Origin of the sequence: Puniceibacterium sediminis (assembly GCF_900188035.1) — a bacterium.
GTDB classification, from domain to species: Bacteria; Pseudomonadota; Alphaproteobacteria; order Rhodobacterales; family Rhodobacteraceae; genus Puniceibacterium; species Puniceibacterium sediminis.
In genome coordinates, this window is sequence record NZ_FZNN01000008.1 from 104,565 (window position 1) to 129,037 (window position 24,473).

A 24,473-nucleotide genomic window follows, 5' to 3' on the forward strand; every position below is an offset into this window, starting at 1 on the left:
GGAGACCCAGCCTTATGTTTTGGTGTAATGGCCTGTCACGCGGGCTGATGCTTGTCGCGGTCTCCGTGCTGGTGGTGCCTGCCCCGGCGGATGCCCTCGATAAGGTGGTTTTCCGGCTGGCAAAAGAGGACGACGAGTTGCGCTCCTATCTGCGCAACGCCTCTGCGCTACAGACCGCGTTCGAAGATGAAAGGGTCACCGCACAGGATCTCTTTGCCGCCGCTCTTGCGGATTATGGCCGCCTGCTGGATGCGCTTTATGCCAACGGTTACTATGGGCCCACCATCGACATTCTGATCGACGGGCGCCAAGCTTCGGACATTCCGCTGCTTTCGGTGCCGACGCAACTCAGCGACGTGCAGGTGCTGATCAATCAGGGGCCGCTTTACCGATTTGGCCGGGCCGAGATTTCCCCCCTGCCCCCGGGCGCCGAATTGCCGTCGAATTTCGGGCGAAATGATCGTGCGCGCAGCCTGAGCGTGGGAGACGCCCTTGACGCCGCCATCATATCTTGGCGCGACGCAGGCTATGCCAAGGCCAGCCTCGAAAGCCAAAGCGTCGTTGCAGATCACGCCCGCAATAAGCTGGATGTGGCGATGCGGATCACCCCGGGACCGTTGGTGAAATTCGGCGAAATCCGACGCACCCAGCCCAGTGCCGTACGCACGACAGTCATCCGAAGGATCGCCTCGATCCCGACCGGCAGTCAGTTTTCCCCCGAAGCCCTGCGCCAGGCTGAACAGCGTCTGCGTCGGACCAGAGCATTTTCTTCGGTCGCGTTGGCCGAAGGGGAAACCATCGCCGCTGACGGCACTATGGAAATCGGCGTCACTGTGGTGGACGCCAAACCGCGCCGCTTTGGCTTTGGCGCTGAGATATCCAGCCTGGAAGGCGTCCAACTCTCCAGCTTCTGGCTCCATCGCAATCTTTTTGGCGGGGCTGAACGCCTGCGGATCGACGGCGAGGTGACGAACATCGGCTCTGCTGACAGCGGGATCGACTACTCTCTGGGTGCGCGGCTCGAAGTGCCTGCAGTGCTGGGACCGGACACCGATGGGTTCATCTATTCCGAACTCGCGCACCTGGACGAGCCGACCTATCTGTCGGACCGTATCGAGCTGGGTCTCGGTCTGAGCCGGATCTACTCCGAATTCCTGACCGCCGAGGCTGGCGTAAGCTTTGTCTATTCCGAAACGCAGGACGATCTGGGTGACAGAAACTTCACCCTGCTGACCTTTCCTTTTTCGGCGACGCTGGACAAGCGTGACAGCGACCTCGACCCCAGAACCGGTTTTTACCTCGATGCCAGCACCAGGCCCTATCTGGGTCTGAACGGCAGCCAGTCTGGTGCCAGGCTTCAGGGCGACGCGCGATACTACTTCCCGGTGGTCGAAGACAAGAGCCAGGTGCTTGCAGCGCGATTGCAGATTGGATCGGTTGTTGGTTCGGATCTGGAAAAGACGCTGCCGGAATATCTATTTACTTCGGGCGGCGGCGGCACCGTCCGCGGACAGCCCTACCAATCGCTCGACATTGACCTTGGCAATGACGACACAACCGGCGGGCGCAGCTTTGTCGGCGTTTCTACCGAATATCGCACGAACCTCAGTGGCAACCTCGCCGCCGTGGCCTTTTACGATGCGGGCTATATCGGCGAGAACAGTTTTTACGACGGTTCCGGTAACTGGCATTCCGGTGCCGGCCTTGGCATCCGCTACAACACCGGCATCGGGCCAATCCGTTTTGACGTGGCGGCCCCCGTCAGCGGCGAAACCGGCTCGGGCGTACAATTCTACATCGGCATAGGACAAGCATTTTGACTCGCATTCGGTTCTGCCTTCTTTTCTTCGTGGCGCTGTTTGCAACACAGCCTGTCTTTTCGCAGTCATCAGAAACCGAAGAGGACGACCGCGGCTACCTTCAGGCCCTGCTCGAGGATAACCTGTCAGCCGAAGGTCGTCAGATCCGCATCCAGGGTTTTTCCGGCGCCCTGTCGTCGCGGGCGACCATCGAACAGCTGACAATTTCTGATACCGAAGGTGTCTGGATCACTCTGAACGACGTCGGCCTATCGTGGAATCGTCTTGCCATTCTGCGTGGGCGGATCGAGATTGCCGAACTCTCGGCCAAAGAGGTGCTGCTGCCGCGTAAGCCTGTGGCCAACACTGCCCTCCCCGACCCCGAAGCAAAGCCTTTCAGCCTGCCGGAACTGCCGGTTTCGGTCGAGATCGAAGAATTGAACATCGACCGCGCCGTTCTGGGCGCACCCATTCTGGGGGTCGAGGCTGTGGTTTCAGTGAGCGGTTCCGCCAGCCTTGCCGATGGAGCGCTTGATGCCAATCTGCAAATCGCACGGATCGACGGAATGGCCGGAGAGTTGTCGCTAAAAGCCGCCTATGCCAACGAAACAAAAAACATTTCTCTGGACCTGAGCCTGATCGAGGGGCCCGGCGGCATCGTCTCGACGCTGATGGAGCTGCCGGACAGCCCAGCCATTGCACTGAACGTGCAGGGCAATGGCCCGCTGGACGATTTCAGCGCTGACCTGTCACTGGCAACGGACGGTGAGGATCGACTGAATGGTCGCCTGACGTTGGCCGCGCTGCCCGATGATGGCCCCGACGGCAGCGCCTTTTCGGCGACGCTTTCGGGCGACATCCGCCCAATGCTGCCGCCCGAAAACCGTGCCTTCTTTGGTCCCGACCTGAACCTTGACGTGCAGGGACAGACTCTTGCTGACGGACGTATGCGGCTGAACACGCTGGACCTTACGACTGGATCTCTGACGCTTACCGGCAATCTGGCGCTTGGGTCGGACAAATGGCCGGAAGAGGTGGAGCTAGCCGGACGTATCGTCAATGCCGCTGGCGGGGCGCTATTGCTACCGCTTCCCGGGGTCGAAACGCGGATCGACAGCCTCGACCTTGATGTGAACTTCAACGCTTCTGACAGCGACAGCTGGAGCGCGGATTTGGTACTATCAGGTCTCGACCGGCCCGATATCAAGCTTGCACAACTGCGGCTGAACGGTCTGGGGCGGCTTAGTCAGGGCGAAGGGACCTCGCTTGGAAACGTTGCTGGTCGGTTCGACATTGGCGCATATGGGATCAGCCCCACGGATGCCAAATTGGCCACCGCCCTGGGCGAGGCGATTAGCGGCGATATCGTATTCGACTGGAACGAAGGCGCGCCTCTCGATCTGGCACCAATCACCTTGACCGGTGCCGGGATGGACCTGAACGGTTCGATCCGGATCACTGGCCTCAGCGACACCTTCGCGCCGCAAATCATCGGAAACGCGGAACTCGCCGCTGTCGATATATCGCGGTTTTCCGGTCTTGCCGGGCGTAATCTGGGCGGTGCAGTGAACCTCACCCTGACCGGCTCGACCAAACCACTGGATGGCGCCTTTGATGCCACGATCAACGGTAGCACCCGCGATCTGGTAACGGGCGTCGCCGAAGCTGATCGCATTCTGGCCGGTGAGGCGACTCTGGCAATCGACGCTGCGCGCGACGAAAACGGCATCTTGGTGCGTACGCTGAATATCGAGGCAACTGGTGGTACACTTAGCGCTGAGGGACGTCTGCGAACCAGTGACAGCGCCGCACGCTTCGACGTGACGCTGAACGATACCGCGCTGGTGTTGCCGCAGCTGAGCGGGCCTGCGCAGGTGCGGGGCCAGTTGGACCAGGTCGGTACTCTTTGGACGTTTGACACCACGGCCTCTGGCCCCGGTGATGCGGATATCCGGGCCCGTATCCTTGCCAGTTACAAAGACGGCACCGTCAGCAACATCAACGGTATGGGCACCATTGAAGCCGATGATATCGCCCCTTATGGCGCGATCGCCAAGCGTGACATCGCAGGCGCGGTCGATCTGGCAGGATCAGGCGCATTCGATCCCGCGACGCAGTATTTCTCGGTTGCGCTGACGGGCGGCGCGACCGACTTGCAGACAAATGTGCCACAAGTCGACAGCCTTTTGTCCGGAAAGATGACTGTTGTTCTGGAAGCCGAGCGCGACGCTGACGGTATCGTCGTGCGCAATCTGGACCTGCAGGCCTCGGGTCTGACGGCGCTGGCAAGCGGGCAGCAAACCAAAGACGGCAGTCTTTCAAAATTCGATATCCGCCTGCCCGATGCGTCGCGGATCGATCCGCGCCTAAAAGGTGCCGCAAGGGCGCAGGGCACGCTAAAGCAGGTGGACACGACCTATACGCTCAACACTCAGGCCACCGGACCGGGCGGGGTAGATGTGGCTGCCGAAGTCATTGCCCAATACTCCAACTCGGTTCTGGGTCAGGTGCAGGGCAGCGGCACGGTCAAAGCCGCTGATCTGGCACCGTACTCCGCCCTGGCGCAGCGGGACATTGGCGGGGCCGTGGACCTGTCCGGATCGGGCGGCTATGATCCCGCCACCAAGTTCTTTTCCGCTGATATACAAGGGTCGGTCACCGACCTGAAGACGAATATCGACCAGTTGGACGGACTTCTGACTGGCCGCAGCACGATCATGGTCGATGTGACAAAGAACGCCGATGGCATTCTGTTGCGCAATCTGGACGTGGACGCCAGCGGGTTGATCGCCGCCGCCAACGGGGTGCTGCGCGACACCGACAGTTCCGCGCGGTTCGACGTTCGGCTGCCCGATGCATCACGTGCCGTACCGGGCCTGAACGGCGCTGCGCAGGTCAGCGGCACCCTGGATCAAGCCGGCGACGAATGGACGGTCGACGCCACTGCGACCGGACCTGGCGGGGTCGCTTTGGATGCTAGTGTTGTGGCGCAGTATGCCGATCGGGTCTTTGGCCAGATCACGGGATCGGGCACCGTCAAGGCCGACTCCCTTTCGCCCTATGCCGGGCTGGTGAACCGCCCCATCGGCGGCAGCCTGAACGTCACCGGGGCGGGCAGCTTCGATCCCCGAGACAACACCTTTGCCGCCGAAGCAACCGGCACCGCCCGGGATCTGCACAGCGGCATAGATGCTGTGGACAAGCTGGTCGCGGGTCAGGCCGACTTTGCCTTGAACGCAGAGCGCGACGACAGCGGTGTGATAACGGTGCGAGCTTTTGACCTTACCACCGGACAAATCAACGCCACCGTCAGCGGCGCACTTGGGACCGCGTCCAGTAACCTCGTTTATGATGTACAGCTTCGCGATCTGGGATTGTTCGCACCCGGTTTCAACGGGCCCGCCACCGCCAGCGGCACCGCGAGCACCCAAGGTGACAGCTACCGTGTAGATGCGAACGTGTCCGGACCCGGCGGCACCAATGCACAGGTTAGCGGCACGGTCGCGCCGGACGCCAGCAGTGCGGACATCTCGGCCACGGGCAGCGCACCATTGGCCCTTGCCAACATATTTCTGGAACCCAACATCTTGAGCGGCACAGCCGACTTTAACCTGCGACTGAATGGCGCTCCGGGGCTTGACGCGCTGTCGGGAACTGTGCGCACGGCGGGCGCAAGTTTGGTGCTGCCTTCAGCGCCCCTGAACCTGAACGACATCGATGCGATAATCACGCTGAACAGTGGACAGGCAAATGTTGATCTTACGACCCAGACGTCGACCCGGGGCACCATCACCGTGCGCGGCCCGATCACCCTTTCCGCTCCATTCAATGGTGATCTTGCACTGCAGCTGAACGCTGTGGCCATCTCCGACCCCGGACTTTATGACACCGAGATCAGTGGCAAGCTGACGCTGGTTGGGCCGCTGGCATCTTCTGCGGCCCTTGAAGGCACATTACAGATGGACAAGGTCGAAGTGCGGGTGGCCGACACCGGCCTTGGCACAGCGGGCGGCAATTTCGAACTCCGCCACATCAACGAAACCGCAGCATCGCGTCAGACACGCGCGCGTGCCGGGCGGCTTGACAAAGTCACTGACGATGGCGGCGGTGGGCTGGACTACAGCCTCAACGTGCTACTGAAAGCGCCGAGCCAGATTTTCATCCGGGGACGTGGTCTGGACGCCGAACTCGGCGGCGAAATCCGCCTGCGCGGCACCCTGTCGGACATCGTGCCCGACGGGCGGTTTGATTTGGTGCGCGGAAGGCTCGATATTCTGGGCCAGCGGATCGAACTGGATCAGGCATCAATCGTCATGCGCGGCAGCCTTGTTCCCACCATCAATATTGTGGCAACGACGCAGCGCGAAGATACCTCGATCCAATTCGAGATCCGCGGCGTCGTCTATGACCCGGACGTGACCATCTCGTCGAGCCCCGAACGACCAGAGGAAGAAGTGTTGGCGCTGCTGTTGTTCGGTCGGGATGTGACACAGATCTCGGCCTTTCAGGCGCTCCGCCTTGCCTCGGCGATCAACACGCTGGTGGGTACGGGCGGCGATGGGATTGTCGAAAGGTTACGGATGGGATTTGGCGTGGACGATCTCGACGTGTCGACCGCAGAGGATGGCACAACGGAACTGCGGGTCGGCAAATACCTCACAGACAACGTTTATACCGACGTCACGGTGGGGGCTGCGGGCCAGAGCGAAATCAACCTCAACCTCGACATCACCTCGTCCATCACCGCGCGGGGCACTGCGTCGTCGGACGGCAACACCGGGCTCGGGCTCTTCTTCGAAAAGGATTACTGAGCTAGTCGCTGGTGGCGGCCTCACCGCAAAAGATAAGCGCGCCGTCCTTATGGGCGGCGCGCTTATGGTGTTGAAACACCGAATATCCGGCCAACCGGCCTAGCTGTGATGATCCGGACGCAGGATATCCCCTGCGGTCAGAACGGGCTCTGCCGGTATTTCCGATGCGTCGAGCATGCCCGCCACCCGTTCAAGAACGGCAACTATCATCGCCTGCTCCCAGTCGGGCAGACCTTCGAACTGGGCGACGTAACGCTGTTGCAGCGCGTCCGGAGCAACGTTCACCTTGTCGCGTCCTGCTGCAGTAATCTCGAGATCCGTTTGACGGCGGTCGGTCAGGGATTTGTGCCGTTCGAGAAAACCATAACCTTCGAGTTTCTTGATCAGCACCGAAATCGTCGCCTGCGACACACCCATGCGGGTCGCAATTTCGGTCGGGGTGCTGTGCCCCTTCTCGGCCACGATCTGCAGCACACGCAACTGGACAGCCGTTACGCCCGCGTCGCGCGCGAGTGCACGTCCGTAAAGCTCGGTCGCGCGCAGGATACGTCGCAACGCGATAAGGCTGGTATCGGTCCTGTCCATTTCGGTCTCGTCCTCAGTTCGGGAGAGCTTACGCCCAGACCGTGGGATTGCACAACTCCCCGAAACACTTTGAAGTCTACTTTGATCTAACATGAAGTATGATATACAAAACTAAGCATTTTACCGCAAGATACCCTATGAAAACGTAAATTCATTCATATTTTCGTGGAACAAATCACGTCATGAAGAATTATTACTTTAATCATTGAAACAACTGCGGAAAGAAACTACTTAGTCACTCAAAGCAATCCAAGACAACGCAATGAAACCGAGGTACTCCCGTGCAAACACTGCAAAGCGTCAAGCCTGAAGGCACTGTGACTTTTCGCAAGCCCGTCCGTGAGGATGGTGCAGACATCTGGGAGTTGATTCGCGCATGCAAGCCGCTGGACGAAAACTCGATGTATGCGAACCTTCTGCAATCGGACCACTTCCGCGACACTTGCGTGGTGGCCGAAATGGACGGGGCGATCATCGGCTGGATCTCGGCATACCTCATGCCGCAGGACGCGGACTGCGTCTTTGTTTGGCAGGTGGCCGTGTCTGCAGATGCACGCGGGATCGGCCTTGGCACACGCATGCTGGACGCACTGATGCGGCGCGACGAAACGGCAAATGCAAAGCGGATGCAGACCACGATCACGCTGGACAACGATGCCTCTTGGGCGCTGTTTCGCAAGTTCGCCAACAAGAACGGCGCAGATCTGTCGTCCGAGGCGCATTTTACCCGGGATACCCACTTTCAGGGTGAACATGCCACCGAACACATGGTCACCATCTTTTTCCGAGAGGCGCTGAAGAGCGTCGCCTGACTCAGGCAAGCCGCCCAGCCTCTCCTCCCCCCAATCAAAGGAATGCCATATGTCTTCTGAGACACAGAAAACCATTTTCGAAACCCGTGAAAGCCAGGTGCGCAGCTACTGCCGCAGTTTTGATACCGTGTTCACCAAAGCCTCCGGGTCGGAAATGACCGATGCAGACGGCAAGACCTATATCGACTTTCTCGCCGGGTGCTCATCGCTCAACTACGGCCACAACGATCCGGACATGAAGCAGGCGTTGATCGACCACATCATGGCCGACGGCATATCCCACGCTCTGGACATGTACACCGATACGAAGGCGAAGTTCCTGCAGACCTTTGAGGATGTGATCCTCAAGCCGCGCGGCATGGATCACAAGGTGATGATGACCGGCCCCACCGGCACCAACGCGGTTGAGGCGGCGATGAAGCTGGCGCGCAAGGTCACGGGGCGTCGCAACATCATCGCATTCACCAACGGTTTTCACGGCATGACCATGGGCGCACTGGCGGCCACCGGCAATATCGGCAAGCGCGGTGGTGCCGGTCCGGTGTCGCTGGGCGATGTCACCCGCATGCCGTTCGAGGGATCGCTCGGCGACATCGATACGCTTCAGGTGATCGAAGCGATGCTGGACAACCCGTCGGGCGGGATCGAAGCCCCCGCCGCCTTTATTGTCGAGCCTATTCAAGGCGAAGGCGGCCTGAACGCCGCATCTGCCGCTTGGATGGAGGGTATTGCCCAGATCGCGAAAAAGCACGGCGCGCTGTTCATCGTGGACGACATTCAGGCGGGCTGCGGCCGGGCCGGGACGTTCTTTTCGTTCGAGAACATGAACTTTGAACCGGACCTGATTCCCTTGGCCAAAAGCTTTTCGGGCATGGGCCTGCCCTTTGCCGCCCTGCTGATCAAGCCAGAACTCGACATCTGGAAGCCTGCCGAACACAACGGCACCTTTCGCGGCAACACCCACGCCTTTGTCACAGCACGCGTTGCCATCGAGAAATTCTGGAGCGACAACACGTTCCAGCAGAGCCTTGCCGACAAGGCACTGATCCTGACCGCTGGCCTGCAGGCCGTTGCCGATCAGGTTGGCGGTGCCACGATCAAGGGTCGCGGGTTGATGCAGGGTGTGGATGTGGGTTCCGGCGAACTGGCCGCCGACATCTGCGCGCGCTGCTTTGAAATGGGTCTGATCATCGAAACGTCAGGCGCCCATGACGAAGTCGTCAAGGTCCTTGCCCCCCTCACAACGCCGACCCGGACGTTCCAGAAGGGTCTCGAGATCCTTCTCGACGCGACCCGGGACATGACGGCACAACACAAGATCGCAGCGGAGTAATTGAAATGATTGTACGCGACGTAAACAAACTCAAAGACACCGACCGCGCCGTTTCCGACGCCGACTGGACATCCGTGCGGATGCTGCTGGCCGACGACAAGATGGGCTTTTCGTTCCACATCACCTACCTCAAGGCCGGTTCGGAGCACACGTTCCACTACAAGAACCACTTCGAGAGCGTGTATTGCATGTCCGGCAAAGGTTCGATCACTGATCTGGCCACTGGCGAGACGCACAACATCTATCCCGGCGTCATGTACGCGCTGAACCTGCACGACAAACACGTGCTGCGCGCCCAAGAAGAACTGGTCATGGCCTGCTGCTTCAATCCGCCTGTGACCGGCACCGAGGTACACCAGGAAGACGGGTCCTATGCCGCGCCCGAAGAGGTTGCGTAAGCAGGGGACAGCATGACTGTAGAATTCAAGAACCACACGGTAGAGAAGATCGGCGGGACGTCCATGTCCCGCCTGTCCGAATTGCTGGAACCACTGTTCCGGGTCAACGATCCTGAATACAATCGCATCTTCGTCGTTTCCGCCTTTGGCGGGATCACCAACCTGTTGCTGGAGCACAAGAAAAGCCAGGAACCGGGGGTCTACGCCCACTTCAGCAACGAAACCGAGGGCCACGCATGGATGGGCGCGTTATCCCGTGTCGATGCCGCCATGCGTGACGCACACGAGGCCGTTCTGGACGATGCAGGCGACCGCGCGCAGGCCGCCGACTTTGTCCGCGAGCGGATCGAAGGTGCACGGTCCTGCCTGATCGACCTGCAACGGTTGTGTTCCTATGGTCATTTCCGTCTGTCGCAACACATGGCCCTGACGCGCGAATTGCTGTCTGGCTTGGGCGAATCCCATTCGGCCTTTGTCACTGCCCTGCTGCTGCGCCGTAACGGCATCAACGCGCGTTTCGTGGACCTTTCGGGCTGGCGCGATGAACGCGAGATGACGCTGGATGAACGGATTCTGGATGGGCTCGCGGATATCGACCTGACGCAGGAAATGCCAATCGTGACTGGCTATGCGCAATGCGTCGAAGGGTTGATGAACAAGTTCGACCGTGGCTATTCCGAAGTGACCTTCAGCCAGATCGCCGCACTCACCCACGCGCGCGAAGCGATCATTCACAAGGAATTCCACCTGTCTTCGGCGGATCCCAAACTGGTCGGTGCCGCGAATGTACGCAAGCTGGGCCATACCAACTATGACGTGGCCGACCAGCTGAGCAACATGGGAATGGAGGCGATCCACCCGACCGCCGCCAAGGCCCTGCGTCAGGCAGAGGTATCGCTGCGCGTCACCAACGCCTTTGAACCGCATGATCCGGGCACGCTGATCGACGATGCAGAGGCCGAAAAGGGCGTCGCGGAAATCGTGACCGGGCTAGATATCTATGCCTTTGAGCTGTTCGAACAGGATATGGTCGGGGTCAAAGGCTACGATGCCAAGGTGCTGGAACGTCTGACGCGGTACAATTGCCGGATCGTGTCCAAAACCTCGAACGCCAATACCATTACCCACTTCGTCGACGCACCTCTGAGCCTGATCAAGAAGGTCGAAAAAGACCTGAGCGAGTTCTACCCGAACGCCGATATCAACGTGAAATCGGCGGCGATCGTTTCAGTTATCGGTCGTGATCTGCGGGGCCTGCACGTGCTGGAACGTGGTTTGGGTGCCCTGCGCCGCGCAGGCGTAGACGTGATCAGTGCGCATCAGACCACCCGCACCGTGGATGCGCAGTTCGTGGTCGGGCGCGACTCGCTTAATACCTCGATCAAGTCGCTGCACGATACCTTCATGGTCACCGACGGAGAAGTCGCCAAGCTGGTGGCCTGATCCAACGGAAATGACCGCATTACGGCCCTGCCCCTGTGGCGGGGCCGTTTTTACGCAGGCTTGGCGCTGATTTGGGTTTGACTTGGCGTAACTTCCCCGCGCCAAGTGGCGCCATGGAATTCATACCCAACCCTTCCCGCCCCGACCGCGTCACACCGTCCGCGCCCAGTTTTCCCCTGCCTGCGGACATCCCCTATCCGCTGGACGATGCCACCCCGGTGCTGGCCCTTCTGGGCCGCTGCCCCGCCGCACAGGAAACCCCTCTGGTCGATCTGAGTGATCTGGCTGCCGAATGCGGGATCGCGACGCTCTGGGCCAAGGATGAGCGGACGCGCATGGGACTGGGCAGTTTCAAGGCGCTTGGTGCCGCCTATGTCATCGCCCATGCCGCTGCCGAGGCTAATCCCGACGATCCCCTTGGCGCACTGAAAGGGCGGACGTTTGTCACCGCAAGTGCAGGAAATCATGGGTTATCGGTCGCGGCCGGGGCTGCCATCTTTGGCGCGCGCGCGGTGATCTATCTGTCGGACACCGTACCGGACAGCTTTGCCCAGCGGCTGACCGCTAAAGGCGCCGAAGTCGTGCGCGCCGGACGCACCTACGAGGCAAGCATGGACGCCGCCGCCCAAACAGCCGAGGCCGAGGGCTGGACCCTGCTGTCGGACAGTTCCTGGGAAGGCTACACCGAGATCCCGCAGCGGTTGATGCAGGGCTATCTGGCGCTGATGGCCGAGGTCGCGGAACAGGTGACTGAGCCGCCCACCCATGTTTTTGTGCAGGCCGGTGTTGGCGGCCTTGCCGCCGCCGTGGCCGTCTATGTCCGCGCCAGATGGGGGGATGCACCCTATGTCGTGGTGGTCGAACCCGACGCCGCGCCCTGCATCGCGCAGTCTTTGGCCAATGGCGCGTTCACACCGGTGCGCGGGCCCGTTTCGGATATGGGGCGGCTGGATTGCAAGGAGGCGTCGATGATTGCCCTGCGCGGCCTTGCCCGCGATGCGGACGCAGTCGTCACACTGTCGGATCCCGAGGTGAATGGCGTGCTCAAACGGCTGGCGGACCTTGGCGTCGCCACGACCGCCTCGGGTGGCGCCAGCCTTGCAGCCGTGATGCTGAGCAGGACACACCGCGACGCCCTTGGTCTGGATCCAACATCACGTGTGCTGACCTTTGTGACCGAAGCGCCATGAGCCTGAGCCTGCCCGCCTCTGAATTCCGGAACCGCGTCGCGCGGGCGCAGACGCGGATGGCGGGCCTTGATCTGGGTGCCCTTCTGGTCACGTCTGAGGCCGATCTGCGCTATTTCAGCGGATTTCTCACGCGGTTCTGGGAAAGCCCGAGCCGACCCTGGTTCCTGATCGTCCCGGCATCGGGTGATCCGGTGGCAGTGATCCCGGCGATCGGAGAGGCGTTGATGCAGCGCACCTGGGTCCGCGATATCCGCTGCTGGCCCGCCCCGCGCCCCAGTGATGACGGAATCAGCATGCTGGCCGATACCTTGTCGGAACTCGCGCCGGGTGGGCGGATCGGCATGCCCATGGGCCCGGGCACACAGTTGCGCATGCCTCTGGCGGACTATTTTACGCTGCGATCGGTTCTGGGGGGAATGTCCATCGTGCCGGATCAGGGGCTGGTTCAGGATCTACGGGCGGTGAAATCCCCGGCAGAGATTGCGCTGATCCGGCAGGCCTGCGCCATCGGCGGGCGGGCGTTTGACCGTGTGCCGCAGATCGCTGCGGCGGGCGTCGGGCTGGATCGTGTCTTCCGCGATTTCCAGCGGCTTTGCCTTGAGGAAGGCGCCGACTGGGTGCCCTACCTTGCCGGGGCTTCGGATCAGGGCGGCTATGCCGACGTGATTTCGCCCGCAACCAGCGCGCCTTTGCGGGCTGGGGACGTGCTCATGTTGGACACCGGATTGGTGCACGAGGGGTACTTTTGCGACTTTGACCGCAACTATTCAGTCGGGCAGCCATCCCAAGAGGTCCGCGATGCCCATGCCCGCCTGATCGACGCAACGGCTGCCGGATTTTCCGCCGCCCGGGCCGGGGCCAAGGCCTGCGATCTTCATGCTGCGATGTCGGCGGTTCCGGGCGCGCGTACGGCGCCGGGGCGTCTTGGTCACGGGTTGGGGATGCAGTTGACCGAAGGGTTTTCCATTCTGCCCGACGACATTTCCGAAATGCAGGTCGGCATGGTTCTGACGCTTGAACCCTGCATCGCCATGACGGATGGACGGATCATGGTACACGAGGAAAACATCGTGATTGGCAGTGACGGGCCGGACTGGCTGTCACCACCGGCGGGGCCGGACATCCCTATACTGGAGGGGATCCTGTGATCGACTTTGCCTATGAGGCACTGCCCACGGACGAGTTGCGCATTGGGCTGATCGTGCTGCAAACGGATGAGAGCCTGGAGCGGGATCTGCGCCAGTTGATCCCTGCGCAGATCAATCTTCTGGTCAGCCGTGTCCCCAGCGGGGACGAGGTGACCCCCGACACCCTGCGTCAGATGGCCCGCGATCTACCCGCTGCGGCGCGGCTGTTACCACAGGCGCAGAGTTACGCTGTCATAGGGTATGGCTGCACTTCGGGGTCGGCGATCATCGGCCCAGCGGTGGTGTCCAAACTGGTCAGGGCCGCCGCGCCAACGCCCGAGGTCACCAATCCTGTCAGCGCGCTGGTCGCGGCCTGCGCGGCGCTGGGGCTGCGGCGGTTGGCGGTGCTGTCGCCCTACGTGGCCGAGGTGTCGGATCGCTTACGCGATGTGCTTGCAGACGAAGGTATCGACACACCTGTTTTCGGCAGTTTCAATGAGGCGCGCGAGGACAGGGTGGTGCGGATCGCCCCGGTTTCGATCCTTGCGGCGGCCGAGGCTTTGGCGGCCAAGGGCGGTGTGGACGGAATATTCCTGTCTTGCACCAACCTGCGGACGCTTGAGGTGATCGCGGCGCTGGAGGCACGGACCGGCCTGCCGGTTCTGTCCAGCAATCAGGTGCTGGGTTGGCATATGCTGCGCCGTGCCGGGGTCGGGGACCGGATGCAGGGATATGGGCGGCTGTTCGCGGAGTGCTGAGGGCCGCAGATCGAATTGTTCACTTCGTAGGGGCACTTTGCACAGATGGGTTCCGCCCTACTCTGCAGCCTGTGCCAGTGGCAGTCCACCAATCTGGGTGAGCAAATCGACAATCGCCTCGATCCCCTTGCCGTGGCGCAATGAGGCAAAGACAAACGGTTTGCCCGCGCGCATCCGCGTCGCGTCCCGTTCCATCACATCAAGAGAGGCGCCGACATAGGGCGCAAGATCCGTCTTGTTGATCACGAGGATATCCGAACGGGTGATCGCCGGGCCGCCCTTGCGCGGAATCTCTTCGCCTGCGGCCACGTCGATCACGTAGATCGTCACATCTGCCAGCTCCGGCGAGAAGGTGGCCGACAGGTTGTCACCACCCGATTCGATCAGGATCAGGTCCAGATCCGGGTGCGCTGCGTTGAGTTCGGCAATGGCGGACAGGTTGATCGAGGCATCCTCGCGGATCGCCGTATGCGGGCAGCCGCCGGTTTCCACACCCTTGATCCGGTCGAGTGGCAATACCTGCAGGCGCATCAGCGCCTCGGCATCTTCCTGGGTGTAGATATCGTTCGTCACCACCGCCATCGACAGGCGATCCCGCAAGGCAAGGCACAGGGCAGCTGTCAACGTGGTCTTGCCGGCACCGACCGGACCGCCAAGGCCGACTCGCAAGGGTCCGTTGAGGGATGTCATGGCGTTCTCCTTCAGGAGCGGAAAAGACGTGAATAAAGCTGATCGTGGCGCTGACTGGCGATGTCGATCATAGGGGCGAAGCCGCCGATGTCGTCAAGGTCCGCCGTCAACGCACGCTTGGCCAGCAGCGTGCAAAGAGGCGTCAGGGCGTGAATAATATGCTGCCCATCTGTCTGGCCCAGTGGAATCAGGCGAATGCCCGCCCCTGCGAGATTGGAGGCAAAGGCTTGCAGGTACAGCGTGAGCGCTGAGGGCAATGGCAGATCGAGGAGTGCAACTATGCGGCCCATGGCAACCGGATAGGGCAACGGCGGGATATCAAGGCCCCAGACATCGGACACAGTTCTGGCCAGCGCCGCGCCCTGCAGTTCGGTTTCCCGGCGGCGTTCATGCGAGGGGGAAAGCGCCAGGGCAAGTTCGGCCAAGGCATCGGTATCCGAGCCTTGTGCAGCCTGCGCCATCAGAACGGCGTCGGACCAGCCCGCGCCGTGTTCCAGCACTATTTCCAGCCAGTCCTGCAAACCGGCCGCATCAACCACCTGCCCCGCCTGCACGCAGGTTTCCAGCCCGTGGGAATAGGCGAAGGCGCCCACCGGAAAGGCGGGCGAGAACAACTGGTGCAGGGTCAGAATGGGATCAGTCGTGGTCATGATCGTGCGGATGCGCGTGGGCATGACCGTGTTCGTGATCATGGGAATGACTATGCGACTCGGGGCCGTGGCTGTGGCTGTGGCTGTGGGAATGATCGTGGCCATGGGTGCGGCCCATGCCATAAGCGCCGCCTTCGGGCGTGAAGGGTTCCGTCACCTCGTGCACCGTCGCGCCGATGCGGATCAGCATGTCGCGAATGACATGATCATGCTGGATCAGCAGCCGATTGGCTTCGATCTGGCAGGGGGTGTGACGGTTGCCCACATGCCAGGCGATGCGCGTCATGTCCGGACCGGTGATTTCGAGCAAAGGCTGGGCTGCTGCGACGATCTCGATCTCTTCTCCGGTGGTGGTCACAAGAACCCCGCCATGATCAAGAGATGTCGTCTGTGGGAGGTCGGCCAGAACCGTCCGGCCATCCTCAAGCGTGAGCACCTTGCGGCGTAGAAAGCGGTCTTCGTAGTCCAGAACGGCGCGGCCGATGGGCTGAGCCCCGAGTGGAGCCGCGCGATAGGACTGGGCGGTATAGGCGGGGGCGCTCATGCGCGCCCCCAAGCCGTAAGAGGCCGATACGTAACCAGCTTTAGAAGGTTGTGCGGAACACGTGGGGCACGATCTGTTCGCGCTTCAACCCACGGGCGGCCAGCTGCTCGTCGCTCATCGCCTGAAGGGCGCGCACACCGCGCATGCGGGGCTGATTTTCGGCGTAGCGGTCGATCCAGCCAGCAAAGCCTTCTACGATGCGGGTCAACAGCGGGGTCTTGGGGTAAGTGTCGTTGAATGAGAGGACGTGTGCCATGATGTGCTTTCGATTTTGACTGTGCGTCTGTTTCGTTGCACATCAAATAGGCAGAAAAAGAACGCGTAGACACCCCCGTTTGGGCATCCCCGCAATGCAATTGGCGCATGGCTGATTTTAAGGTTTTATTCATGATCAGAACAGGAAATAGCGCTGCGCCAGCGGCAGTTCAGAGGCCGGTTCGCAGGTCAGAAGTTCTCCGTCGGCGCGCACCTCGTAGGTTTCTGGGTTCACTTCGATATGCGGCAGCGCATCGTTCAGGATCAGGTCCTTCTTGCCGATGCCGCGGGTGTTGCGCACAGGCACCGTCTGTTTCGCCAGACCCAGAGTGCCGCGGATGTCGTTGGAATGGGCGGCTTCGGAGACAAAGGTCACGGCAGAATGTTCGACCGACCGGCCATAGGCACCAAACATCGGACGCGTATAGACCGGTTGCGGCGTCGGGATCGAAGCGTTGGGATCACCCATCTGCGCGCAGACAATGGTGCCCGACATCAGGACCATTTCCGGTTTGACGCCAAAGAAGGCAGGTTTCCAGAGCACGAGGTCGGCGCGCTTGCCCGGCTCGATGCTGCCGATCTCATGCGCGATGCCATGGGCGATGGCCGGGTTGATGGTGTATTTCGCAATATACCGGCGGACGCGCATGTTGTCGTTGTCGCCGGTTTCTATCGACAGCTTGCCACGCTGTTTCTTCATCTTGTCGGCGGTTTGCCAGGTGCGAATGATCACCTCGCCCACCCGGCCCATCGCCTGAGAATCGCTCGCGATGATCGAAAAGGCCCCCATGTCATGCAGGATATCTTCGGCTGCGATCGTTTCGCGGCGGATGCGGGATTCGGCAAAGGCGACATCTTCGGGGATGGATTTATCAAGGTGATGACAGACCATGAGCATATCCAGATGCTCTTCCAACGTGTTGACCGTATAGGGCCGCGTCGGGTTGGTCGATGACGGCAGTACAAAGGATTCACCGCAGATCTTGATGATGTCGGGCGCGTGTCCGCCCCCTGCCCCTTCGGTATGGAAGGCGTGGATGGTGCGGCCCTTCATCGCCTTTACGGTATTTTCCACGAACCCGGATTCATTCAGCGTATCGGTGTGGATCATCACCTGAACATCGTAATCATCCGCCACGGACAGACAGCAGTCGATGGCGCCGGGGGTGGTGCCCCAATCCTCGTGCAGTTTCAGCGAACAGGCCCCACCAAGGATCTGTTCGATCAGTGCGGCGGGCAGCGATGCATTGCCCTTGCCCGCGAAGGCGAGGTTCATCGGGAAGGCATCCGCTGATTGCAGCATGCGACCAAGATGCCAGGCACCCGGTGTGCAGGTGGTGGCCAGCGTGCCGTGCGCGGGGCCGGTGCCGCCGCCAAGCATCGTTGTCAGACCGGAATGCAGCGCGTCGTCAATTTGTTGCGGGCAGATGAAATGGATATGGGAATCAAAGCCGCCAGCGGTGAGGATCCGCCCCTCGGCGGCGATGATCTCGGTTCCCGGGCCGATGATGATATCGACGCCGGATTGGGTGTCGGGGTTCCCGGCCTTGCCGATGGTTTGGATGCGTCCGTCGCGCAAACCGACATCTGCCTTGTAGATCCCCGAATGGTCCACGATCAGCGCGTTGGTGATGACCGTGTCCATCGCCCCCTCGGCACGGGTGGTCTGGGACTGGCCCATGCCGTCACGAATGACCTTGCCACCGCCGAACTTGACCTCTTCGCCATAGGTGGTGAGATCGCGTTCAACTTCGATGATCAGGTCGGTATCGGCAAGCCGCAGCTTGTCCCCGGTGGTGGGGCCGAACATGGCGGCATAATCGGCGCGGGCTATTCTGGCGGGCATGGGTCTTAAGTCCTCAGTTGAATTTCGGGCCGCGCTTGGCCAAACGGTTCGAGTTGCTGCGGGTCTTGGCGCGCAGCGGTCGGATGGATGTGTTCATGATCTGGTCAGGGCGCGCGCCGTTCATCGACGCGCTTACGGCATTCATCGCCGACTTCATCAGCGCCGGGGGCTTTTCGTGTACCATCCGGGTGTTTTCGGACTTTCCCACATTCCAAAGCCCGGCCATCCCCATGATGCGCATCGTCATGACAGCATGGGTTTCAACGGCAAGAAGGCTCATCTGAAGCGTGGTGTGCCAGAGGTCAATCAGTGTTGCGGGACGGGGCATCACAAGCCTCCATGGATGAGGCGCTGCCCGCAGCAGTCAGCCTTGGTTGCGGGAATAGACGCGGATGCGGCAGACCCGCGGCTCTGGTAGAGGCTGCGAGCCGGGGTCATCATCCAATCCGCAGCTGCGACCCTGCGATTTCGAGACATTAGGCCCACTCAGGTGCCCGCCTTGGGGGGCACGGGCGTCGTTTCAATCTTTGCCGCGGGCTTTGGTTTTTCCCCTGTAGGGGCAGTCGGCGTTGCCTTTGCAGCAGTCCGAGGTTGGGATGCAGTCTTGGCTCTTGCCGGTTTCTTGGGGGCGGATTTGCGTCGCGCCGGTGCCTTAGGCTTGGCCGCCGGTTCAGGGGTCTTGGCGGCGGGGGCTGCTGACGGTGTGGTGGCCGAGGTGTCCACTTTTGACTGCTCTGTTGCAGATTTTGCGGTTGGCGCTGCCTTGGCTGCCGGTGTGACAACGGCTGTGGGCTGTGGGGTTGGAACGGCCTTGGGTGCCGAAGCAGCCACGGTTGCGGGCTTTGCGTTCGCGACCGCCTTGGGGGCCGGAGCGGGAGCAGCCTTGGCCTTGGGAGCGGGCGTCGCGGTCTTGGGGACCTTTGGCGCGGTTTTAGCCCGCGTCGGCGCAGGACTTGGCCGCACAGTGGCGCGCGGCGAAGCACGCTTTGCCGCTGGTGCCTTGGCTTTGGCTGCCGCAGGAACCACGGCCGCAGGCTCTGCCGAGACCGCCAACTTTTGCCCCAACTCCATCATCAGCCCATGTTGCCGCAGACCTGCCTGAAAGAGCGTCTGGCCGACCTTGACCTGAGACGTCCAGATTTTTCCCGACGCCTTGATACAGGCGAGCGTCATGTGAAAGGGTTGCATCAACAGGGGCATGAGTCTCTCCTTTTTTACTTCGAAAGTAACAAGTTACCGGACCGCTGAGGTCAGGTTGGCACGGTATCAGCTGAGGCGCGGTCGCATGATCAAAGATCCCCCATCACGGCCTGATTGAAACCAAAGATCCGCCGTTTTCCGGCGATCGGGATCAATTGCACCTCGCGGCGCTGGCCCGGTTCGAACCGGACAGCGGTGCCGGCGGCGATGTCCAGCCGCATGCCGCGTGCCGCGCCCCGGTCGAAATCAAGTGCCTCATTCGCCTCGCCAAAATGGTAATGGCTGCCGATCTGCACCGGGCGGTCGCCCGTATTGGCGACCATGAGGGTAATCGCCTTGCTGCCGTCGTTCAGCGTCAGCGTACCTTCGGCCGGGAAAAGCTCGCCGGGGATCATTTGCGCCCCTTTACCCGGGTCAGAACCATCCGTCCCGCAATGGCAATGACGCCCAGAGCCGCCACGATCGTCAGCCAGTTCGCCCCGTCATGCGGATGCAGATGCGCGCCGGGATGCGCCAGAACCGGGGATGCGGCGGCGGTGAAAAGCAGGGCGGGAGTGGCGATGCGTGTCATGGGTCTGTCCTTTGGGCTGGCAGTCTTGAACGTGGGTCAGCGGATCGGGTTGTGCACGGTGACCAGCTTGGTCCCGTCGGGAAAGGTGGCTTCGACCTGCACTTCGGGGATCATCTCGGAAATCCCCTCCATGCACTGGTCGCGGGTGATCACATGGGCACCCGCCTGCATCATCTGGGCCACCGACTTGCCGTCGCGCGCGCCTTCGACCACGGCATCGGTGATCAGGGCAATGGCTTCGGGATAGTTCAGCTTGACCCCACGGGCCAGCCGCTTGCGCGCCACTTCGGCGGCCATGGCGATCATCAGTTTGTCTTTTTCGCGGGGCGTCAGTTGCATTTGGTCAGGCTTCCGATGGGTTAGAGCATCCAGGGTCGGGGCAGATCGCCACCCGAAAGGTGACGCAGGATCGGTATGAGGCTGCGGCGCATGTCAAACCCGTCCGGGGCCGTGATGCGCAGGAAAAGCAAGTCGTCGGTCAGGGCCGAAACCCCGGCACCATCGGGCAACAGAGCGCGCAGAGTGTCAAGGTGTCGGCCTGCCCCGGGCGACGCGAAGATGACCGACGAAACCGCACCGCAGCCCGCCGCAACGAACCGACGGGCAAGCGTTGCATCGGCGTCGCCGTCTAGCCGCAGACGGTCGGCAAAGGCGAGGTGCCCGTCGATGCGCAGTGCGATGCGGTCCCGCAGGGACAGTTCGCGCACGGTTTCACCCATGGCGGCACGGCCAAAGATCAGCGTTTCAACCGCCAGCAGCGTGGAATCCCCGGCCATGTCGATGTTCAGCGTCCGGTCAAGTGCCGAGCAATCAAAGAGGATCGTCTCTTGCGGCAACCAGTCAATGCGCGCGCCGGAGGCAATGGTCAAAGTGGTTTCAACGCGCCCCGGATCGCCGGGAAGGGCGCGATAGACCCGTTCGGCGGCCTGACTCGTCAGGCTAAGATGCGCGCCGGCCGCTGCCTCGAAATGCGCCGAAAACTGGTCGCCCCCCGTGACGCCGCCCGAGGTATTGAGCCAGACCGCTGGCAGCGCCGCGCCAGAGGGCCGCGGGAACAGCAAACGAGACGCCCCGGACTGATGCAGATCGGCGATGACCGTCTGGTCTGAACGACAGCGCGCGGCCAGATGCGTCCGTCCCCGGGCGCGCTGCGCCGCAGGGGCTGGGGCCTTGGTCATGCTCTGATCGTAGGGGATGACGGCCTCTCCGCGCTATGGTGTGACTGGGTTGTTTCACGCCCCACCACAGGGGCAAGAAGCACGCCGCGCGTCAGGTGCCGGGTGCCCGTCGGCGCAAGGACTGCGCCCGATTTTAAGGCGTGAAAATCCGTTTCCGCACAATCCTTCAGCACAATTGAATCACCATTCATCCGCCGCCTTTTGCGCCGCCTGCGGGGTGAATTCGCAACGGTCCGGCTTGATATCCAGCAGTGGCGTACCGTCCAGACAATCGAGGCCACGAACCACCAATGTCGACCCTTCGCGGCGTATCAGGCGTACGCGGGAAGTGCCGATGGGATTGGGCCGGACCGGGGATCGCAGGGCAAAGGTACCACGGGTCCGGCCATCGCTACGGGGGCTTTGCGTGATCAGATCACGGCGCGATTCGTGCAGCCAGTACAGCACCTCAAGGTTCTCGAACTCCTCGATCCCGTCCAGCGCCGCGGACCAGGGCGGGTCGATTTCAAGCCGACATACCGGCCCGTCGGCGCGCCCCTGCCGGGGACAATCGTCGCGGGTGAGGAACGGGGTTCGGATACGCCCGATAAAGCGCAGGCTGGCATCTGCGGCCGGGGCCAGTTCGGCCCGTTGCTCTCCGGGGCGTGTATCGGTGATGTCCTGATCCATGGCCGCCTCTCTTTCCGTGCGACAAATCTACACGATTTCAGGAAGATGGGAAGCATGTGCCAGCGACTTTAATGCAGGACAAAACGTGTACCCGAGAGGCATTGAGCGGAGAGAGCCGGGCCGCGCCTGCCCTGCCTGAGACACTGCACCCGCAGTGCCAAGGTAGGAGTATTGCAGCCATCCCGGCATTGCCTCTTGCACCGAAACCGTATCTGACGCAATAATCCCGGAAATTATGCAAAGGCGGGAAATTTTGCAGAACATCGGAGAGGCATTATCCTTGGCTTTCGCGCTGGTTTTGTCCGGCGACGGCGATCTTTACCGGATTGTTGCCCTGTCCCTGCGTGTCAGCCTGACCGCGACGGGGTTGGCCTGCCTTTTTGGCCTGCCTCTTGGTGCCCTTCTGGCAGTGGCACGGTTCCGTGGGCGGAACGCGGCGCTGGTGCTGGTCAATGCACTGATGGGCCTGCCGCCGGTTGTCGTGGGTCTGCTGGTCTATCTGCATCTGTCCCGTTCCGGTCCTCTGGGGTTTCTGGGTCTGCTTTATACGCCCACCGCGATGATCATCGCGCAGTGCATTCTGATCACGCCCATTGTCGCAGCCTTATCGCGACAGGTTCTTGAAGATCTGAACGATGAGTACGCCGAACAATTCCGCTCACTCAGCCTGACGCGTCGCCAGAGCATGACCGCGCTGATCTGGGATGGTCGTTTTACCCTGCTGACCGTGGCGCTGGCGGGCTTTGGCCGCGCGGTGGCCGAGGTCGGCGCGGTGATCATCGTGGGCGGCAATATCGACCATCTGACGCGGGTGATGACCACCGCAATCGCGCTTGAGACATCAAAGGGCGACCTCGCGCTCGCGCTTGCCTTGGGGATCGTGTTGATGGTGATCGCGCTGGGGGTCAATGCGCTGGTGCATTCGGTGCGGATGTCCGCAGTACGGCAAGCCTATGCGTGAAGTGCCCGTGCCCCCACCGGTTTCCTGCCAGCGCGTGCTGCCCTTTCCCGGCCGCGCGGCATCCGGGCCATGCCTGTCCGCCTGCGGATTGCGCTACGAGGCCGGCGGGCGGGTATTGATCGACGGGCTGGATCTGAGCCTGGGACGCGACGGGATCACCATGGTGATGGGCCCGAACGGGGCAGGCAAGAGCCTGCTGCTGAGGCTGCTGCACGGGCTGATCCCACCCGAGAAGGGCAGCGTCTTCTGGGGCGACACCCTGTTGGATGCGGAGGCCCGCAAACGTCAGGCCATGGTGTTCCAGAAACCCGTGCTTTTGCGCCGTTCTGTCGCCGCGAATGTGGATTTTGTGCTGCGCCCCGGTGACCCCGTCCGCTGTGACGCCCTGCTTGAGCGGGTCGGTCTGCTGGCGCGCGCGGACCAGCCGGCGCGGCTGTTGTCGGGGGGCGAACAGCAGCGGCTGGCGCTGGCCCGCGCGCTTGCGACCGGACCTAACCTGTTGTTTCTGGACGAACCTACGGCAAGCCTTGATCCCGCATCGGCGCTGATGATCGAAGACATCCTGCGCGAGGAACGCAGCCGCGGCACCAAGATCGTCTGCGTCACGCATGACATCGGTCAGGCCCGGCGGCTGGCGGATGACGTGGTGTTTCTGTCGCAGGGTCGGCTGGTCGAACATCGCGCAGCGGCTGCCTTTTTCAAGGCGCCAGCAGCCCCCGCCGCGCAGGCATACCTAGAGGGTCGCCTGACCCTCTGATCCGTTTCCAACCATCCGAGGAGGAGTTTACGATGGGTTTTCGCACGCTGATTTCAACCGTGGCCGTGCTGGCGCTTGGCGCAGGGGCCGCGCTGGCGCAGGACCAGTCCATACTGGTGCAGTCCACGACCTCGACCGCGAATTCGGGGCTTTATGACTATCTGCTGCCCAAGTTCACCGAAGAGTCGGGGATTACCGTCAACGTTGTCGCCGTGGGCACCGGACAGGCGATCAAGAACGCGGAAAACTGTGATGCCGATGTGCTGCTGGTGCATGCCAAGGCGTCGGAAGAAGCGTTCGTGAAGGCCGGTTTTGGCGTTGAACGGTCAGATCTGATGTACAACGATTTCATCGTTGTAGGCCCCGAAACCGACCCGGCGGGCGTCGATGGCATGAGCGATGCAAAGGCCGCGATGCAAAAGATCGCCGAGGCGGAGGCGCTGTTTGCGTCGCGCGGCGACGATTCGGGCACGCACAAGAAAGAGCTGTCGCTGTGGAAGATGGCGGGGGTGGATGCCGCTGCGGCTTCGGGGGGCTGGTACCGTGAAACCGGGTCTGGCATGGGGGCCACGCTGAACGCGGCGCTGGGGATGAATGCCTATGCGCTGACCGACCGCGCCACATGGATCAGCTTTGAAAACAAAGGCGATTTCAACATCGCCGTCGAAGGTGACCCGGAGTTGTTCAACCAGTATGGCGTGATCCTCGTGAACCCGGAAAGATGCCCGTCGGTCAAGGCAGAGGCGGGTCAGGCGTTCATCGACTGGCTGCTCTCCGACGCAGGCCAGCAGGAAATCGCGGGTTACAAACTGAACGACAAGCAGCTGTTTTTCCCCAACGCTCCGAAGTGACAAACGGGCTCTGGCGGCGGTGGGAAACTGTGGCCAGAGCCCCCG

The 24,473-nt window shown here is 61.7% G+C and carries 25 protein-coding genes; 12 read left to right on the forward strand and 13 right to left on the reverse strand.

Going from position 1 to position 24,473, the window contains the following annotated elements:
* The first annotated feature begins 14 nt into the window (after nucleotides 1–14).
* Nucleotides 15–1,820, forward strand: a complete 1,806-nt coding sequence (locus CHB75_RS10525) for an autotransporter assembly complex protein TamA (RefSeq protein ID WP_245840884.1) — start codon at nucleotides 15–17, stop codon at nucleotides 1,818–1,820.
* A complete protein-coding gene (locus CHB75_RS10530; RefSeq protein ID WP_089270511.1) occupies nucleotides 1,817–6,610 on the forward strand; it encodes a translocation/assembly module TamB domain-containing protein in 4,794 nt (1,597 codons plus the stop codon). Before CHB75_RS10525 ends, CHB75_RS10530 begins: the two co-directional genes overlap by 4 nt.
* Nucleotides 6,611–6,709: 99 nt before the next feature.
* On the opposite strand, the gene CHB75_RS10535 is transcribed toward CHB75_RS10530, so the two are convergent.
* Complete coding sequence (locus CHB75_RS10535) at nucleotides 6,710–7,195, reverse strand: MarR family winged helix-turn-helix transcriptional regulator (protein ID WP_089270512.1); 486 nt, start codon at nucleotides 7,193–7,195, stop codon at nucleotides 6,710–6,712.
* Nucleotides 7,196–7,476: 281 nt separating this feature from the next.
* On the opposite strand from CHB75_RS10535, the gene ectA reads away from it, so the two are divergent.
* The 7 genes from ectA (at nucleotide 7,477) to CHB75_RS10570 (ending at nucleotide 14,256) form a co-directional block, all read left to right on the forward strand.
* On the forward strand, nucleotides 7,477–8,007 hold the full coding sequence (ectA, locus tag CHB75_RS10540) for a diaminobutyrate acetyltransferase (RefSeq protein WP_089270513.1): 531 nt from the start codon (nucleotides 7,477–7,479) through the stop codon (nucleotides 8,005–8,007).
* A 49-nt stretch (nucleotides 8,008–8,056) separates the two neighbouring features.
* On the forward strand, nucleotides 8,057–9,340 hold the full coding sequence (ectB, locus tag CHB75_RS10545; protein ID WP_089270514.1) for a diaminobutyrate--2-oxoglutarate transaminase: 1,284 nt from the start codon (nucleotides 8,057–8,059) through the stop codon (nucleotides 9,338–9,340).
* A 5-nt stretch (nucleotides 9,341–9,345) separates the two neighbouring features.
* Nucleotides 9,346–9,738, forward strand: coding sequence for an ectoine synthase (locus CHB75_RS10550; RefSeq protein ID WP_089270515.1), 393 nt, complete (start codon nucleotides 9,346–9,348; stop codon nucleotides 9,736–9,738).
* 12 nt (nucleotides 9,739–9,750) lie between these two features.
* On the forward strand, nucleotides 9,751–11,181 hold the full coding sequence (locus CHB75_RS10555; RefSeq protein ID WP_089270516.1) for an aspartate kinase: 1,431 nt from the start codon (nucleotides 9,751–9,753) through the stop codon (nucleotides 11,179–11,181).
* Between the two features lie 113 nt (nucleotides 11,182–11,294).
* Nucleotides 11,295–12,371: a diaminopropionate ammonia-lyase gene (locus tag CHB75_RS10560; protein ID WP_089270517.1), complete on the forward strand. Its 1,077-nt coding sequence runs from the start codon at nucleotides 11,295–11,297 to the stop codon at nucleotides 12,369–12,371.
* Entirely contained in the window at nucleotides 12,368–13,519 is a 1,152-nt protein-coding gene (locus CHB75_RS10565; RefSeq protein WP_089270518.1) for a M24 family metallopeptidase, read from the forward strand. Before CHB75_RS10560 ends, CHB75_RS10565 begins: the two co-directional genes overlap by 4 nt.
* Nucleotides 13,519–14,256, forward strand: coding sequence for an aspartate racemase/maleate isomerase family protein (locus CHB75_RS10570; protein ID WP_089270590.1), 738 nt, complete (start codon nucleotides 13,519–13,521; stop codon nucleotides 14,254–14,256). The genes CHB75_RS10565 and CHB75_RS10570 overlap by 1 nt, the downstream gene beginning before the upstream one ends.
* 57 nt (nucleotides 14,257–14,313) lie before the next feature.
* Here CHB75_RS10570 and ureG read toward each other — a convergent pair whose 3' ends face one another.
* The 12 genes from ureG to tsaA form a co-directional block, all read right to left on the reverse strand.
* Complete coding sequence (gene ureG, locus CHB75_RS10575; protein WP_089270519.1) at nucleotides 14,314–14,946, reverse strand: urease accessory protein UreG; 633 nt, start codon at nucleotides 14,944–14,946, stop codon at nucleotides 14,314–14,316.
* An 11-nt stretch (nucleotides 14,947–14,957) separates the two neighbouring features.
* Nucleotides 14,958–15,620, reverse strand: a complete 663-nt coding sequence (locus CHB75_RS10580; RefSeq protein WP_245840888.1) for an urease accessory protein UreF — start codon at nucleotides 15,618–15,620, stop codon at nucleotides 14,958–14,960.
* Entirely contained in the window at nucleotides 15,583–16,140 is a 558-nt protein-coding gene (locus CHB75_RS10585) for an urease accessory protein UreE (protein WP_089270520.1), read from the reverse strand. Before CHB75_RS10585 ends, CHB75_RS10580 begins: the two co-directional genes overlap by 38 nt.
* A gap of 40 nt (nucleotides 16,141–16,180) precedes the next feature.
* The gene (locus CHB75_RS10590; protein WP_089270521.1) at nucleotides 16,181–16,396 is read right to left on the reverse strand and encodes a DUF1127 domain-containing protein; all 216 of its coding nucleotides are present in this window, start codon (nucleotides 16,394–16,396) and stop codon (nucleotides 16,181–16,183) included.
* A gap of 135 nt (nucleotides 16,397–16,531) precedes the next feature.
* Complete coding sequence (ureC, locus tag CHB75_RS10595; protein WP_089270522.1) at nucleotides 16,532–18,241, reverse strand: urease subunit alpha; 1,710 nt, start codon at nucleotides 18,239–18,241, stop codon at nucleotides 16,532–16,534.
* A gap of 13 nt (nucleotides 18,242–18,254) precedes the next feature.
* Nucleotides 18,255–18,569, reverse strand: a complete 315-nt coding sequence (locus tag CHB75_RS10600) for a hypothetical protein (RefSeq protein WP_089270523.1) — start codon at nucleotides 18,567–18,569, stop codon at nucleotides 18,255–18,257.
* 158 nt (nucleotides 18,570–18,727) lie between these two features.
* Nucleotides 18,728–19,441, reverse strand: coding sequence for a hypothetical protein (locus tag CHB75_RS10605; protein ID WP_089270524.1), 714 nt, complete (start codon nucleotides 19,439–19,441; stop codon nucleotides 18,728–18,730).
* Nucleotides 19,442–19,530: 89 nt separating this feature from the next.
* Nucleotides 19,531–19,836: an urease subunit beta gene (locus tag CHB75_RS10610; protein WP_089270525.1), complete on the reverse strand. Its 306-nt coding sequence runs from the start codon at nucleotides 19,834–19,836 to the stop codon at nucleotides 19,531–19,533.
* Nucleotides 19,833–20,012 (reverse strand): hypothetical protein, encoded by a 180-nt coding sequence (locus CHB75_RS10615; RefSeq protein ID WP_089270526.1) that lies wholly within the window; start codon nucleotides 20,010–20,012, stop codon nucleotides 19,833–19,835. Before CHB75_RS10615 ends, CHB75_RS10610 begins: the two co-directional genes overlap by 4 nt.
* Before the next feature lie 36 nt (nucleotides 20,013–20,048).
* A complete protein-coding gene (locus CHB75_RS10620) occupies nucleotides 20,049–20,351 on the reverse strand; it encodes an urease subunit gamma (RefSeq protein WP_089270527.1) in 303 nt (100 codons plus the stop codon).
* 20 nt (nucleotides 20,352–20,371) lie between these two features.
* Nucleotides 20,372–21,190, reverse strand: a complete 819-nt coding sequence (locus CHB75_RS10625) for an urease accessory protein UreD (protein WP_089270528.1) — start codon at nucleotides 21,188–21,190, stop codon at nucleotides 20,372–20,374.
* Nucleotides 21,191–21,370: 180 nt separating this feature from the next.
* Complete coding sequence (gene tsaA / locus CHB75_RS10630) at nucleotides 21,371–21,859, reverse strand: tRNA (N6-threonylcarbamoyladenosine(37)-N6)-methyltransferase TrmO (RefSeq protein ID WP_089270529.1); 489 nt, start codon at nucleotides 21,857–21,859, stop codon at nucleotides 21,371–21,373.
* Between the two features lie 253 nt (nucleotides 21,860–22,112).
* Here tsaA and CHB75_RS10635 point away from each other — a divergent pair, with 253 nt between their 5' ends.
* The 3 genes from CHB75_RS10635 to CHB75_RS10645 are packed head-to-tail and all read left to right on the forward strand — an operon-like array spanning nucleotide 22,113 to nucleotide 24,428.
* The gene (locus CHB75_RS10635; RefSeq protein WP_089270530.1) at nucleotides 22,113–22,820 is read left to right on the forward strand and encodes an ABC transporter permease; all 708 of its coding nucleotides are present in this window, start codon (nucleotides 22,113–22,115) and stop codon (nucleotides 22,818–22,820) included.
* Entirely contained in the window at nucleotides 22,813–23,577 is a 765-nt protein-coding gene (locus CHB75_RS10640) for an ATP-binding cassette domain-containing protein (RefSeq protein ID WP_089270531.1), read from the forward strand. Before CHB75_RS10635 ends, CHB75_RS10640 begins: the two co-directional genes overlap by 8 nt.
* Before the next feature lie 32 nt (nucleotides 23,578–23,609).
* On the forward strand, nucleotides 23,610–24,428 hold the full coding sequence (locus tag CHB75_RS10645; protein WP_089270532.1) for an ABC transporter substrate-binding protein: 819 nt from the start codon (nucleotides 23,610–23,612) through the stop codon (nucleotides 24,426–24,428).
* The last annotated feature ends 45 nt before the right edge of the window (nucleotides 24,429–24,473 follow it).